Consider the following 13,564-nt stretch of genomic DNA (forward strand, 5'->3'; position numbering starts at 1 on the left):
TGGGCGGCTGTGACTTGCCGCGCGGTTCCCCGCGCCCCTTGACGGGCGCGGCTGGGCTCGCGGTTCGGCCGCGGGGGCGATGCGGGGCGCGGCGTTACCAGGGCATCGCGACGCCGCCGTTGGGGCGGAGGATCTGGCCCGTGGTGAATCCCGACGCGTCCGAGGCCAGGTGCAGCACGGCGTGGGCGATGTCCTCGGGCTCTCCGACGCGGCCCAGCGGTGACAGCCGGGCCATGAACGCCTCGGTGTGCGCCTGCTTCTCGCCGTGGCGGTCGGTCATGGGCGTGCGGATCCAGCCGGGTGCGACCGCGTTGACGCGGATGCCGTGCGGACCGACCTCCGTGGCGAGCGTCTTCGTGAGCTGGACGACGGCCGCCTTCGACACGCTGTAGCAGAACAGACCAGGACCGCCGGTGTCGATCGCGCCCGACGCCATCGTGACGATGCTGCCCCGGACGCCCTTCGCGATCATGGTGTGCGCGGCCTCCTGGCAGGCGTGGAGCACACCTCTGAAGTTGACGCTCAGCACCCGGTCGAGATCCTCGTCCCTGGTCTCCAGGACGGGACTGCTGTGCATGATCCCGGCGACCGCGGCCATGATGTCGACGCGGTCGCACGAGGCGACGGCCTGCTGGACCTGGGCACGGTCGGCGACGTCGATGTGGTGTGTGGAGGCCGTGCCGCCCTGGTCCTTGATCAGGGTCGCCGTCTCGTGCAGGCCCTGTGCGTCGCGGTCCGCGCAGTGGACGCCGGCGCCCGCCTCCGCGAGCAGCAGTGCGGACGCGCGGCCGATGCCGCTCGCCGCGCCGGTGACGAAGGCGGTGCGTCCGGTGAGGTCGTACGCGGGGAGGGCCATGAGGCGACGGTACGAGCGTGTCTGACGGTCCGTCAATTAGTCGTACGGGGTTGATGCACGGCTCGGCGTCCGCCCGGTGGTGGCGTGGGGCCCGCCTGGCAGCGGGGGCACCAGTACGTGGGGCGTTCACGGGATCCGTCGCCCTGGTCGGCGATTCGGACCGGTGTGCCGCAGCGCAGGCAGGGGCGAGGAGCGCGGCCGTACACGTACAGGTGCTGGTCGCTGCGGCCCGTGGTGATGCGGGAGGGGCGGTCGCGGTTGAACTCCAGCAGCTTCTTCGCCAGGTCGGGCAGTTGGGCGGCCAGACCCGCGGGCAGGGCGCCGACGGGGAGCCAGGGGGTGACGCCGAGCAGGAAGCACAGCTCGCTCTTGTAGACGTTGCCGATCCCGGCGAGATTCCGCTGGTCGAGGAGGGCTTCGCCGAGGGCGCGGTCCGGGTCGCGGAACAGGTTCTCCAGGGCCTTGTCCGGGTCCCAGTCCGAGCCCAGGAGGTCGGGGCCGAGATGCCCGACCGCGCGGTCCTCGTCCGTGCTGCGGAGCAGTTCCAGGACCGGGAGGCGGTACCCGACCGCGGTGCGGTCGGCCGTGCCGAGGATGGCCCGGATCTGGTGGGCCGGTCCACCGCTCCAGCGCCGACCCGGCTCGAACACCTTCCAGGAACCGTCCATCCGGAGGTGCGAGTGCAGGGTCAGGTCGCCCTCGATCCGGGTGAGCAGGTGCTTGCCGCGCGGGGTGACGTCCAGGACGGTGCGACCGGTGAGGTCGGCCGTCGCGAACTGCGGCACTCGTAGGTCGGACCGGGTCAGCACCTTGCCCGCGAGGGCCACATGTAGGCGCCTCGCGGCCTGCCAGACGGTGTCTCCTTCGGGCATGGGTCCAGGGTGGCACGGCTGGTGAGCGGGTGCCCCGGCGCGCGGGGCGGGTCAGGCTCGCAGCCGCAGCCCGCGTGGAGTGGCGATGAAGCCCGCTGCTTCCAGGAGGGTGCCGAGGGGAGAGGTCAGGGCCGACGCTCCGTTGACACGCTCGACGGTGACCGTGCCGAGTGAGCCCGCCCGGGCGGAGGCCGCGAGTGCCTCGGCCGCGGCGTGCAGGCGTACGTCGTCGCCGACCGGGCTCTCCGGATCGGCGGGCCAGGCCAGCAGGGTCTTGCCGCCGCGCTCCATGTAGAGGGTCAGCTCGCCGTCGACCAGGACGACCAGGGAGCCCGCCTTGCGGCCCGGCTTGTGGCCCGCCTCGGTCGGCGACTCCGGCCAGGGCAGGGCCGCGCCGTAGGCGTTCGCGGGATCGGCCGCGGCCAGGACGACCGCCGGGGAAGTGGCGCGGGTGCGGGAGCGGGCGTTCGGGAAGGCTCGGTCGGCGGGGCCCGTGGAGCCGTACCCGTACGGCAAGCCGTTGCGCCGGGGCGACGCCGGCGGGTGGCCGGTGGCGTCGGGGTACGGGGAACCGGCCGAGAAGGCGGAGTCGGCGGAGAAGGTGTGGGCTCCGCCGTCCCCGGAACCGGGGGTGCCGAAGTCGCTTCCGTCGAAGCCGGGTTCGACGGAAGCGGGCTTGTGTCCGACGATGCCCGGACTGTTGAATCCCGAGCCGTGTCCGTCGCCGTCGGGGTCCGGCCGGTCGGAGGAGTCCGTGCGACCCCCGGTGCCCGGGAGCCCCGAGAGGTCCGGGAACCCGGGGACGTCCGCCGGGCCGAGGGCGGATCCCCGGCCGCCCGGCAGGCCGTGGTCGTCCGGGAAACCGTGGGCCGCGGGCGAGTCGTCCGGGAAACCGTGGCCGCCCGGGGACATGAGCGGGGACGAGGTGTCGCCGCGGTCCCGTGCGTTCGCCGCCGCGCGGAGGCGGTCCACCGCGCCGTCCATGGCGAACTGGGCCGCGCCGAGGCCCTCGACCACATAGCCGCGACGCGCCTGGCCGCTGTCCTCGAAGGCGGACAGGATGCGGTAGACCGCGGAGAAGCCGCCTTCCACGCCCTCGGCGGCGACGGCACCCCGGGTGACCACTCCGTGCCGGTCGAGCAGGGTGCGGGCCAGGGCGTGGGCGCGCACGGTGGGGTCGGGCTCACGCTCGGGCAGGAGGGACCAGCGGCCCGCCACGGTGGGTGGGCCGGTCCGCGACTGGGGTCGTGCGCCGCCGGTCAGAGCGCCGTAGCGTCCCCGCGGGACCGAGCGCTTGGCGCGGTGGGCGGTCGAACCGGCGGTGCGGCCCGAGCCGAGGAGGGAGCGCATCGGGGCGAGGGTGTCGTTCGTGAGGCGCCCGGACCAGGCCAGGTCCCAGATGACGTCCGCCAGTTGGGGATCGGTGGCGTCCGGGTGGGTGGTGGCGCGGACCTGGTCGGCGATCTGGCGGAAGAAGAGGCCGTAGCCACCGGTGAGGGTGTCGAGGACCGACTGGTGCAGTGCCGTCAGCTCCAGGGGATGCGCGGCCGGGAGCAGCAGGGGGGCGGCATCGGCCAGAAAGAGCGAGACCCAGCCGTCCTTGCCCGGCAGCGAACCCGCTCCTGCCCAGACCACCTCTCCGGCGGCCGTGAGCTCGTCGAGCAGCGCCGGTGCGTACCCGGCGACACGCGAGGGCAGTACCAGTTTCTCCAGTGCGGACGCCGGCACGGACGCGCCCTGCAACTGCTCGACGGCGCGCACCAGTCCGTCGATGCCGCGCAGCCCGTGACCGCTGCCGACGTGCTGCCACTGCGGGAGGAACTGGGCGAGCGCGGCGGGCGGCACCGGCTCCAACTCGTGGCGCAGCGCGGCGAGGGAGCGCCGCCGCAGCCTGCGCAGCACCGCGGCGTCGCACCACTCCTGGCCGATGCCCGCGGGATGGAACTCGCCCTGTACGACACGCCCGCCGGCGGCCAGCCGGTGCAGTGCGCCGTCCGTGACCGCCGAACCGAGGCCGAAGCGAGAGGCGGCGGCCGTGGACGTGAACGGCCCGTGGGTGCGCGCGTACCGTGCCAGGAGGTCTCCGAGGGGGTCCTTCACCGGCTCGGTGAAGGCTTCCGGGACGCCGACGGGCAGCGCGGTCCCGAGTGCGTCCCGCAGGCGGCCCGCATCCTCGATCGCCGCCCAGTGGTCGGCCCCGGCGATCCGGACCCGGATGGCGCGGCGCGCGGCGGCCAACTCCTGGGCCCAGTACGGCTCGGAGCCCCGCTCGGCCAGCTCGGTGTCCGTGAGCGGCCCCAGCAGGCGCAGCAGGTCGGCGACACCCTCCACGTCCTTGATGCGCCGGTCCTCGGTGAGCCACTGCAGCTCGCTCTCCAGCTCGGCGAGCACGTCGGCGTCGAGCAGCTCGCGCAGCTCGGCCTGGCCGAGGAGTTCGGCCAACAGGCGGGAGTCCAGCGACAGCGCGGCGGCCCGCCGCTCGGCGAGGGGCGAGTCCCCCTCGTACAGGAACTGGGCGACGTAGCCGAAGAGGAGCGAGCGGGCGAAGGGGGAGGGCTCGGTGGTGGTGACCTCCACGAGGCGGACCTTGCGGGACTCGATGTCGCCCATCAGCTCCGTGAGGCCCGGGACGTCGAAGACGTCCTGGAGGCATTCGCGGACCGCTTCGAGGACGATCGGGAACGAGCCGAACTCGCTCGCCACCTGGAGCAGTTGGGCGGCGCGCTGGCGCTGCTGCCAGAGCGGGGTGCGCTTGCCGGGGCTGCGGCGCGGGAGCAGCAGGGCACGGGCCGCGCACTCGCGGAAGCGGGCGGCGAACAGGGCCGAACTGCCGACCTGGTCCGTGACGATCTGGTTGACCTCGCCCTTGTCGAAGGCGACGTCCGCCGCGCCGACCGGTGCCTGGTCGGCGTCGTACTCCGTGCCCCCCTTCGTGGGGGCCTGGTCGAGCAGGTCCATGCCCATCAGGTCGGCGTCGGGCAGCCGCAGCACGATGCCGTCGTCGGCGTGCATGACCTGGGCGTCCATGCCGTAGCGCTCGGACAGCTTCGCCCCCAGGGCGAGGGCCCAGGGCGCGTGGACCTGGGCGCCGAAGGGGGAGTGCACGACGACGCGCCAGTCGCCCAGCTCGTCGCGGAAGCGCTCGACGACGATGGTGCGGTCGTCCGGGACGTGGCCGCATGCCTCGCGCTGCTCGGTGAGGTACGCCAGGACGTTGTCGGCGGCCCAGGCGTCGAGGCCCGCCGCGAGGAGGCGGAGCCGGGCGTCGTCCTGGGGGAGGGAGCCGACCTCGCGGAGGAACGCGCCGACCGCGCGGCCCAGTTCGAGGGGCCTGCCGAGCTGGTCGCCCTTCCAGAAGGGCAGCCTGCCCGGGACACCCGGGGCCGGGGAGACGAGGACGCGGTCCCGGGTGATGTCCTCGATGCGCCAGGAGCTCGTGCCGAGTGTGAACACGTCGCCCACGCGGGACTCGTAGACCATTTCCTCGTCGAGTTCGCCGACCCGGCCGCCGCCCTTCTTGGGGTCGGCTCCCGCGAGGAAGACGCCGAAGAGCCCACGGTCGGGGATCGTGCCTCCGGAGGTGACGGCGAGCCGCTGGGCGCCGGGGCGGCCGGTGACCGTGCCCGCGACGCGGTCCCAGACGACGCGGGGCCTCAGCTCCGCGAAGGCGTCCGAGGGGTAGCGGCCGGCGAGCATGTCGAGCACGGCCGTGAACGCCGACTCCGGGAGCGCGGCGAAGGGGGCCGCGCGACGGACGGTGGTGAGCAGGTCGTCGACCTGCCAGGTGTCGAGCGCCGTCATGGCGACGAGCTGCTGTGCCAGTACGTCCAAGGGGTTGGCGGGGATCCGCAGGGACTCGATGGAGCCCGTGCGCATCCGCTCGGTGACCACGGCCGCCTGCACCAGGTCTCCGCGGTACTTCGGGAACACGACGCCCGTGGAGACCGCGCCGACCTGGTGACCCGCGCGGCCCACCCGCTGGAGCCCCGACGCCACGGAGGGCGGGGACTCGACCTGGATGACGAGATCGACCGCGCCCATGTCGATGCCCAGTTCGAGGCTGGAGGTGGCGACGACGGCGGGAAGACGGCCGGCCTTCAGGTCCTCCTCGACCTGGGCCCGCTGCTCCTTGGACACCGAGCCGTGGTGCGCACGCGCGATGACGGCAGGCGCACCCTGCGCCGCCCCCGAGCCGCCCATCAGCTCGGCTGGAGAATGCGCTTCGTCCAGGGGCTCGCCGGTCGCCCGCTCGTACGCGATCTCGTTGAGCCGGTTGCACAGGCGCTCGGCGAGACGCCGAGAGTTGGCGAACACGATCGTCGAGCGGTGGGACTGGACGAGGTCGGTGATCCGCTCCTCGACATGGGGCCAGATGGAGGGCTTCTCCGCGCCGTCCTTGCCGTCGGCGGCCGGGGAGCCGCCCAGCTCCCCCAGGTCCTCCACCGGGACGACGACCGAGAGGTCGAACTCCTTGCCGGAGGGCGGCTGGACGATCTCCACCTTGCGCTGCGGGGACAGGTAGCGCGCGACCTCGTCCACGGGACGCACGGTCGCGGAGAGACCGATGCGGCGGGCCGGTTTGGGCAGCAGCTCGTCCAGGCGCTCCAGCGTGAGCGCGAGGTGGGCGCCGCGCTTGGTGCCCGCGACGGCGTGCACCTCGTCCAGGATCACCGTCTCGATGCCCGTCAAAGCGTCACGCGTGGCCGACGTCAGCATCAGGAACAGCGACTCGGGGGTGGTGATCAGGATGTCCGGCGGGCGGGTGGCCAGCGCCCTGCGCTCGGCGGGCGGGGTGTCGCCGGAGCGGATCCCCACCTTCACCTCGGGCTCCGGCAGCCCGAGCCGCACCGACTCCTGCCGGATACCGGTCAGCGGGCTGCGCAGATTGCGCTCCACGTCGACCGCGAGCGCCTTCAGCGGTGACACGTACAGCACGCGGCAGCGCTTCCTGGGGTCCGCCGGCGGGGGCGTCGAGGCCAGCTGGTCGAGCGCGGCCAGGAACGCGGCCAGCGTCTTGCCGGAGCCGGTCGGGGCGACGACCAGCACATCGGAGCCCGCGCCGATGGCCGTCCACGCGCCGGCCTGGGCCGCGGTGGGCGCGGAGAAGGCCCCCGTGAACCAGCCGCGGGTCGCGGGGGAGAAGCCGTCGAGGGCCCGATGCGTGGAGCTGACCATGCGTCCATCCTGCACCCGCTCACTGACAATCGCTCTGACCTGCGCGGATACGGGGACGGGACGGCCCCGCCGGCCGGAGTCCGCCGGGCCCGGGCGAGGGCTGCGGTCGGCGTCCGCGGTGATCAGGGCCGAAGGATGCGGTGGACGTCCGCGGTGACCCCGGCCGAGGTGGCGGAGAATGAGGACGTGGCAGGTTCGGGGCAGGAGCGGGCACGACACTGGCGGTACGCGGAGCTGCCCGGTGTCGATCTCCTGCGTGCCCGGTACGTCGAGAAGATCTTCGTGCGGCACACCCACGAGAACTTCGTGATCGCCGCCATCGACGAGGGCGTCGAGGTCTTCCACCACGGAGGCGTCGACCAGTACGCGGGTCCCGGCGCCCTCGCTCTCGTCAACCCCGACACCCCGCACACCGGACGCGCCGGCGTTCCCGAGGGCTGGCACTACGGCGCTGTGTACCCCTCCCCGGACCTCGTCGCGGAGATCGCCGCCGAGACCACCACCCTGCGCGGCGCCCCCGGATTCACCAGGCCCGTCCTCGACGATCCGTACGCGGCCGGTCTGGTCCACCAGGTGCTCCGGGCCGCCGACGAGGGCAACGCGCTGGCCGCCGACACCCTGCTGCGGGTCGCCGTGACCCGGCTGCTGCGCCTGAACGGCGGGCCCCTGCCGCAGCGGGCCGTGCGGACCGCGGGCGGCCGTCTCGCCGCACGCGCGCGTGCCGTGCTGGAGGAACGGATGGCCGAACCGCCGACACTGGAGCGGCTCGCCGCCGACCTCGGCACCAGCTCGTTCGCCCTGCTGCGCGCGTTCCGGGACGCCTACGGGATGCCGCCCCACACCTGGCTGACCGACGCGCGGGTGCGCCGGGCACGTCATCTGCTGGACGCCGGTTCCGCGCCCGCCGAGGCGGCCGTCGCCGTCGGCTTCACGGACCAGCCGCACCTCAACCGCCACTTCACCCGGATCGTGGGCGTGCCCCCGGGTGCCTACCAGCGTGAGCGCAAGAACGTACAAGACGGCGCGGGGCACCTCCTCGTACCGTCCGACGCGTGGCAGAACAGACAGCTCTCGCGGACCAGCGCAGTGAAGAAGACGGAAAACCCGACGCCGCCGTCGTCCGCGACGCACTCGGAGTCGGGGTCGCCGTCGGACTGTCCGGTTTCGCCTTCGGGGTGACGTCGGCCGGCAGCGGGCTCACCCTTCTTCAGACCTGCGCGCTCAGCCTCCTGGTGTTCACCGGCGCCTCACAGTTCGCGCTGGTGGGTGCGCTCGCGGCCGGAGGCAACCCGCTCACCGCGGCAGCGGGCGCCTTCTTCCTGGGGGTGCGCAACGCCTTCTACGGGCTGCGCCTGTCGCAGCTCCTCGCTCTCCCGCGCGCGGTGCGCCCCTTCGCCGCGCAGTGGGTGATCGACGAGACCACGGCCGTCGCGCTCGCCCAGCCCACCCGCCGCAGCGTCCGGCTCGGCTTCACGGTCACCGGTCTGTCGCTGTACCTCCTGTGGAACCTGACCACCCTGCTGGGCGCTGTCGGGGCCGAGGCCATCGGGGACACCGACGCGTGGGGCCTGGACGCCGCGGGACCCGCCGTGTTCCTGGCGTTGCTCGCGCCGATGCTGAAGACCTCCACGGAACGCGCGGTGGCGGGCATCGCGGTCCTGCTCGGGCTCGGCCTGCTGCCCGTACTGCCCGCCGGAGTCCCCGTCCTGGTGGCCGCGCTCGCCGCCCCCGCCGTGCTGTACGTGACGGGACGCAACCGGGCGCGCACCGACGACGGGCCAGGTGGCGGCACACCGCGGACCCCGTCCACGACCGGGCCCGAGGCACCGACCGATGTGCCCGACGGCGCACCGCACGACGCATCTGGGGAAGACCGTTGAACATCTGGATCGCCATCGGCGCCACCGCCGTCGGCTGCTACGTCGTCAAACTCGTCGGTCTGCTGATCCCCGCCGGGGTGCTGGAGCGACCGCTCGTGCAGCGGCTCGCCGCCCTGCTGCCCGTCGCGCTCCTGGCCGCCCTCACGGCCCAGCAGACCTTCGCGGACGGGCGGGTCCTCGTCGTGGACGCGAAGGCCGCGGGGCTCGCGGCGGCGGCCGTCGCGCTCATCCTGCGTGCCCCGTTCCTGCTGGTGGTCGCGGCGGCCGTGGCGGTGACGGCCGGGGTCCGCGCGATCACGGGCTGACCCGCGGGCACGCGCGCGTGGACTCCTGAGTCCTCCGTGCTCCCGGGGCTGGGCGTGCTTCCGGGGCTGGGCGCGGTCCCCGATCCCGTCACGCCCCCGGAAGCAGGGCCGTGGCCGGTGGACGCGGACCGCGGGGAATGCCGGACGCCCTCAGCCGAGGGATCTGCCGTGCGCCCGGAGCGTGCGCAGTGCCTCGATCGTCACGAGGGGGCGGCTCTCCAGGGCGCTGCCCGGTGCCCACTGACGCCACCGGATCGGCCAGCCGCCGTCTTCCTGCTGCTCGGTCGCGAGGTGGTCGAGGGAGCGTGACATCTCCTCGTCGGTGAACCACGCGCGCGCGAGCGAGCCCGGAGTGCCCGCGTAGTCGTGCGGGAAGTGGTGCTCACCCTCCGCGTAACCCGGGGCGACGGGAAAGGCCGCCAGGTTCTCGGGGTCGAGCGCGGCGAGCCGGCGCTCCCGGACGAGGCGGCCCAGCCGGTCGGCGCACGCCTCCGCGCGCGGGCGGTCGACCGCCGAATCGAGGAAGGCGACCGCCGCCTCGATCTCGTACGGATGGGACCGCTCCACGGACTCGACCGCCTGCCAGCAGAAGTCGGTGGCCCGGAACAGCCAGGCGTGCCACACCTCGTTGCGGTGCAGCAGACCCACCACCGGACCGGTGGCGAGGAGGTCGCTCGGCGGATCGTCGACGATCGGGAGGAAGGGGGCGGCCGGGTAGCCACGCTGGCTGGGATGGATCGCCGGCAGCGCGCCGTCCGCCGTCGACACGGAGGTCAGATATCGGCACACACGCTCCACCCGCTGTCCGCCGCAGCGCCCGATCGCGTCGAGGACGCGCAGCGCGTGCCCGGTGTGCAGCGGCTGGCTGACCGGACCGCGCAGATCGGGTTCGAGCGCGTGACCGTACCCTTCGTCGTCGTTGCGGTACGCGGCCAGCGCGGTCTCCACGGCGTCGGCGCCGCCGCCGAGGAAGTGATAGGCGAAGCGGCGCTGTTCCAGCACGCGCGCGGTGAGCCAGATGAAGTGCTCGGCGCGTGCGAGCGGGGAACGCGCCGGGGGCGTCTGGGGGAGTGGGGATGCTCCTGTTTCGGCCATGCGTCAGACCGTAGGGCGGAAAGCGGTCTCGGCATGGGCTCCCGGCACTGGCCCACCCCCAGGGGCGGGATACTGGTGTCATGCGGTTGACGGTCTTCTGGCAGCGAATGGCTGATCATTTCGGCGCGGGGTACGCCGACACCTTCGCGCGCGATCACGTGATGACGGAACTCGGCGGGCGCACCGTCAACGAGGCGCTGGACGCGGGCTGGGAGGCCAGGGACGTCTGGCGCGTGGTGTGCGCGTCGATGGACGTTCCGTACGAAAAGCACTGACAGGCACCCGAAAAGTGCCTGGCCCGGGCCGGGGAAGTGTCCGGTGGGCATCGAACAAGGGGGGACCGGGGCCGATTGTCGGTGGCGTGGGCGAAACTTGCTCCGTGGCCCCGACAGACGAGAACACGCAGGTCGATCAGCAGGCATCCCCGTTCGGCACGACACCGCCCGAGCCACCTGGCGGGGGCATCGTCGCCCAGGGCGGTCGTATGCCGCGCTGGCTGCCGCGTGCCATGGTGCTCGCGCTGACGCTCATCGCGGCGTTCCAGTTGGGCAGTTGGGCGTTCCACCAGCTCACGGGCCTGTTGATCAACATCCTGATCTCTTTCTTCCTGGCGCTCGCGATAGAACCCGCGGTGAGCTGGATGGCCTCGCGGGGGATGCGCAGGGGACTGGCCGCGTTCCTGGTCTTCCTCGGCTCGCTGATCCTGACCGCCGGATTCATCACGCTGCTCGGCTCGATGCTCGCGGGGCAGATCATCAAGATGGTCGAGGGCTTCCCGGACTACCTCGACTCCGTCATCAACTGGATCAACGCGCACTTCCACACCGACCTGAGACGGGTCGACATCCAGGACAGCCTGCTCCACTCCGCCTGGCTGCGGAAGTACGTGCAGAACAGCGCCACCGGCGTCCTGGACGTCTCCGGACAGGTCCTGGGCGGGCTCTTCCAGTTGCTGACCATCGCGCTGTTCTCGTTCTACTTCGCGGCCGACGGACCGCGGCTGCGGCGCGCGCTCTGCTCGGTGCTGCCGCCGGCCCGGCAGGCCGAGGTGCTGCGCGCCTGGGAGATCGCCGTCGACAAGACCGGCGGCTATCTGTACTCACGCGGCCTGATGGCGCTGATCTCGGGAGTGGCGCACTACATCCTGCTGGAGGCGCTCGGCGTGCCCTACGCGCCCGTGCTCGGCGTGTGGGTCGGCCTGGTCTCGCAGTTCATCCCGACCATCGGCACCTATCTCGCGGGCGCCCTGCCGATGCTGATCGCCTTCACCGTCGACCCCTGGTACGCGCTGTGGGTGCTCGTCTTCGTGGTGATCTACCAGCAGTTCGAGAACTACGTGCTGCAGCCCAAGCTGACCTCCAAGTCGGTGGACATCCACCCGGCGGTCGCCTTCGGGTCCGTCATCGCGGGCACGGCGCTCCTCGGAGCCGTCGGCGCGTTGATCGCCATCCCCGCCGTGGCCACGCTCCAGGCGTTCCTCGGGGCGTACGTGAAGCGCTACGAGGTCACGGACGACCCGCGCGTCCACGGGCACCGGACGCGCAGCTCGGAGGGCCTTGCCGCGCGCGTGCGGCGGCTGTTCGACCGGTGACGCTCACCAGGTGAGCACCGCGTCGACGCCGGTGGCGAGGACGGCCGCGACGTAGCAGCCGACCGCCCCGTACAGGACGCGTTCCCTGACCCGCGTGCTCCAGTCGGTGCGGGACAGCAACCACGCCAGCGCGGGCAGCACGAGCACGGCGTGCAGGCTCACGCCGTGCAGCGGCTTGAGCGGAGCCGTCGAGTGGTAGGCCGCCTCCTGGTGGCCGGTGCGGGTGAGAACGACCCCGCGCGCGATCATCGCGGCGCCGGAGGCCAGACCGACGAGCAGGATCGCGAACCCGGAACGCAGGGCGAGCGGCATGCCGGGAGGCCCCGCGGGCCGGTTCCGGAAGGACGCGACCGCGAACAGGGCCAGCACCACGACCAGCACCCCGCCGCCCACGGCGAGCGTCATGGACACCGCCGTGTCGAAACCGGTCTCCATGTTGAGATGCGAGGGCACCCGGCGCCACGCCTGGAGTGTGATCCCGCCGACCTCCACCACACAGTCCGCGGCGAACACGGCGAGCAGCGCGGTGCGCGGCCGGGCACCGACGCGCAGATACGACGTCACCCAGGTGACCGCGATCAGCGTCAGCCCGAAGGAGAGCCCGAAGGTGACGGGCTTGCGCCAGGAGACCGGTCCGTCCCAGGGGCCGCCGTCGACGGCGAAGACCAGCAGGTGCACGCATCCCGACAGGACGAGCACGGCGCCCGTGGCGTGGCAGAGCCGCTCGGCCGGACGGAGCGAGGGCTTCGGCGGAGTCAGGGCGCGGACCCTCGTCGTTTCCATGGCCGACAGCCTGCCGGGCGGTCCCGCGGGACGTCGTCGTACGGCCGAAGACACCGGCGCTACGCCCGGGGGAGTAGCCCGGGGCGGACGCGCGCCGGGCCCGTGATGAGGGCAGATCCCGGGGGTTGTCGGACCGTGAACGTAGTCTCGGAGGTGTCGCGTGGTGCGCTTGACACGTAAATCGAACATCCATTCTTATAGAAGTTCCGGCGGAGCCCTAGCCGATGGTTTCGGCAGGGTTTCCATGGAGATGTGCCCGAGTTATCCACAGGCCGGACGGGCGTCGGGGCGCATTGTCAGTGGCAGGCGTTAGCGTCTTTGACGTGAAGCGATCGACTCAAGCAAACCGGGTGGAACCCATGGCAGGAACCGACCGCGAGAAGGCGCTCGACGCCGCGCTCGCACAGATTGAACGGCAGTTCGGCAAGGGTGCAGTGATGCGCCTGGGCGAGCGGCCGAATGAGCCCATCGAGGTCATCCCCACCGGGTCGACCGCGCTCGATGTCGCCCTCGGCGTCGGCGGGCTCCCGCGCGGCCGCGTGGTCGAGGTCTACGGCCCGGAGTCCTCCGGTAAGACGACCCTGACCCTGCACGCCGTCGCGAACGCGCAGAAGGCCGGCGGCCAGGTGGCGTTCGTGGACGCCGAGCACGCCCTCGACCCCGAGTACGCGAAGAAGCTCGGCGTCGACATCGACAACCTCATCCTGTCCCAGCCGGACAACGGCGAGCAGGCCCTGGAGATCGTGGACATGCTGGTCCGCTCCGGAGCGCTCGACCTCATCGTGATCGACTCCGTCGCCGCCCTGGTGCCGCGCGCGGAGATCGAGGGCGAGATGGGCGACTCGCACGTGGGTCTGCAGGCCCGTCTGATGAGCCAGGCCCTGCGCAAGATCACCAGCGCGCTCAACCAGTCGAAGACCACCGCGATCTTCATCAACCAGCTCCGCGAGAAGATCGGCGTGATGTTCGGCTCCCCGGAGACCACGACCGGTGGCCGGGCGCTGAAG

At 72.6% G+C, this 13,564-nt stretch carries 10 protein-coding genes and 1 pseudogene; 6 read left to right on the forward strand and 5 right to left on the reverse strand.

The features are described from left to right. Positions 1-94: 94 nt before the first annotated feature. Genes AB0C62_RS39570 through AB0C62_RS39580 form a run of 3 tightly spaced genes read right to left on the reverse strand, consistent with a single transcriptional unit; the run spans position 95 to position 6,903 of the window. Positions 95-856, reverse strand: a complete 762-nt coding sequence (locus AB0C62_RS39570) for an SDR family NAD(P)-dependent oxidoreductase (RefSeq protein WP_362981797.1) — start codon at positions 854-856, stop codon at positions 95-97. Positions 857-888: 32 nt separating this feature from the next. After that, positions 889-1,728: a DNA-formamidopyrimidine glycosylase family protein gene (locus tag AB0C62_RS39575; protein WP_362981799.1), complete on the reverse strand. Its 840-nt coding sequence runs from the start codon at positions 1,726-1,728 to the stop codon at positions 889-891. A gap of 51 nt (positions 1,729-1,779) precedes the next feature. After that, positions 1,780-6,903, reverse strand: a complete 5,124-nt coding sequence (locus AB0C62_RS39580) for an ATP-dependent helicase (RefSeq protein WP_362981801.1) — start codon at positions 6,901-6,903, stop codon at positions 1,780-1,782. A 135-nt stretch (positions 6,904-7,038) separates the two neighbouring features. Here AB0C62_RS39580 and AB0C62_RS39585 point away from each other — a divergent pair. From AB0C62_RS39585 to AB0C62_RS39595, 3 genes and pseudogenes are all read left to right on the forward strand, one after another. Then, positions 7,039-7,890: pseudogene (locus tag AB0C62_RS39585) on the forward strand (AraC family transcriptional regulator); the annotation flags it as partial. Between the two features lie 65 nt (positions 7,891-7,955). Beyond that, positions 7,956-8,783, forward strand: coding sequence for an AzlC family ABC transporter permease (locus AB0C62_RS39590; RefSeq protein WP_362981803.1), 828 nt, complete (start codon positions 7,956-7,958; stop codon positions 8,781-8,783). After that, complete coding sequence (locus AB0C62_RS39595) at positions 8,780-9,088, forward strand: AzlD domain-containing protein (protein ID WP_362981805.1); 309 nt, start codon at positions 8,780-8,782, stop codon at positions 9,086-9,088. Before AB0C62_RS39590 ends, AB0C62_RS39595 begins: the two co-directional genes overlap by 4 nt. 150 nt (positions 9,089-9,238) lie before the next feature. Here the strand turns inward: AB0C62_RS39595 and AB0C62_RS39600 are convergent, their stop codons facing one another. Continuing rightward, complete coding sequence (locus tag AB0C62_RS39600; protein WP_362981807.1) at positions 9,239-10,183, reverse strand: hypothetical protein; 945 nt, start codon at positions 10,181-10,183, stop codon at positions 9,239-9,241. A gap of 80 nt (positions 10,184-10,263) precedes the next feature. Here AB0C62_RS39600 and AB0C62_RS39605 point away from each other — a divergent pair, with 80 nt between their 5' ends. Next, the gene (locus tag AB0C62_RS39605) at positions 10,264-10,458 is read left to right on the forward strand and encodes a DUF3046 domain-containing protein (RefSeq protein ID WP_362981809.1); all 195 of its coding nucleotides are present in this window, start codon (positions 10,264-10,266) and stop codon (positions 10,456-10,458) included. A gap of 104 nt (positions 10,459-10,562) precedes the next feature. Next, positions 10,563-11,774: an AI-2E family transporter gene (locus tag AB0C62_RS39610; protein WP_362981811.1), complete on the forward strand. Its 1,212-nt coding sequence runs from the start codon at positions 10,563-10,565 to the stop codon at positions 11,772-11,774. A 3-nt stretch (positions 11,775-11,777) separates the two neighbouring features. Here AB0C62_RS39610 and AB0C62_RS39615 read toward each other — a convergent pair whose 3' ends face one another. Further along, positions 11,778-12,557, reverse strand: coding sequence for a hypothetical protein (locus AB0C62_RS39615; protein ID WP_362981813.1), 780 nt, complete (start codon positions 12,555-12,557; stop codon positions 11,778-11,780). Positions 12,558-12,916: 359 nt separating this feature from the next. Between AB0C62_RS39615 and recA the strand changes: the two genes are divergently transcribed. Then, positions 12,917-13,564: recombinase RecA (gene recA / locus AB0C62_RS39620; RefSeq protein WP_362981815.1), on the forward strand; the 648-nt coding region annotated here is incomplete at its 3' end.

Source organism: Streptomyces sp. NPDC048643 (genome assembly GCF_040650615.1).
Classification (GTDB): Bacteria; Actinomycetota; Actinomycetes; order Streptomycetales; family Streptomycetaceae; genus Streptomyces.

Excerpts from the sequence above, each read along its gene's own strand:
- AB0C62_RS39600 (WP_362981807.1), bottom strand. The coding sequence starts at position 10,183 with ATGGCCGAAACAGGAGCATCCCCACTCCCCCAGACGCCCCCGGCGCGT.
- AB0C62_RS39570 (WP_362981797.1), bottom strand. The coding sequence starts at position 856 with ATGGCCCTCCCCGCGTACGACCTCACCGGACGCACCGCCTTCGTCACC.
- AB0C62_RS39575 (WP_362981799.1), bottom strand. The coding sequence starts at position 1,728 with ATGCCCGAAGGAGACACCGTCTGGCAGGCCGCGAGGCGCCTACATGTG.
- AB0C62_RS39580 (WP_362981801.1), bottom strand. The coding sequence starts at position 6,903 with ATGGTCAGCTCCACGCATCGGGCCCTCGACGGCTTCTCCCCCGCGACC.
- AB0C62_RS39615 (WP_362981813.1), bottom strand. The coding sequence starts at position 12,557 with ATGGAAACGACGAGGGTCCGCGCCCTGACTCCGCCGAAGCCCTCGCTC.
- AB0C62_RS39605 (WP_362981809.1), top strand. The coding sequence starts at position 10,264 with ATGCGGTTGACGGTCTTCTGGCAGCGAATGGCTGATCATTTCGGCGCG.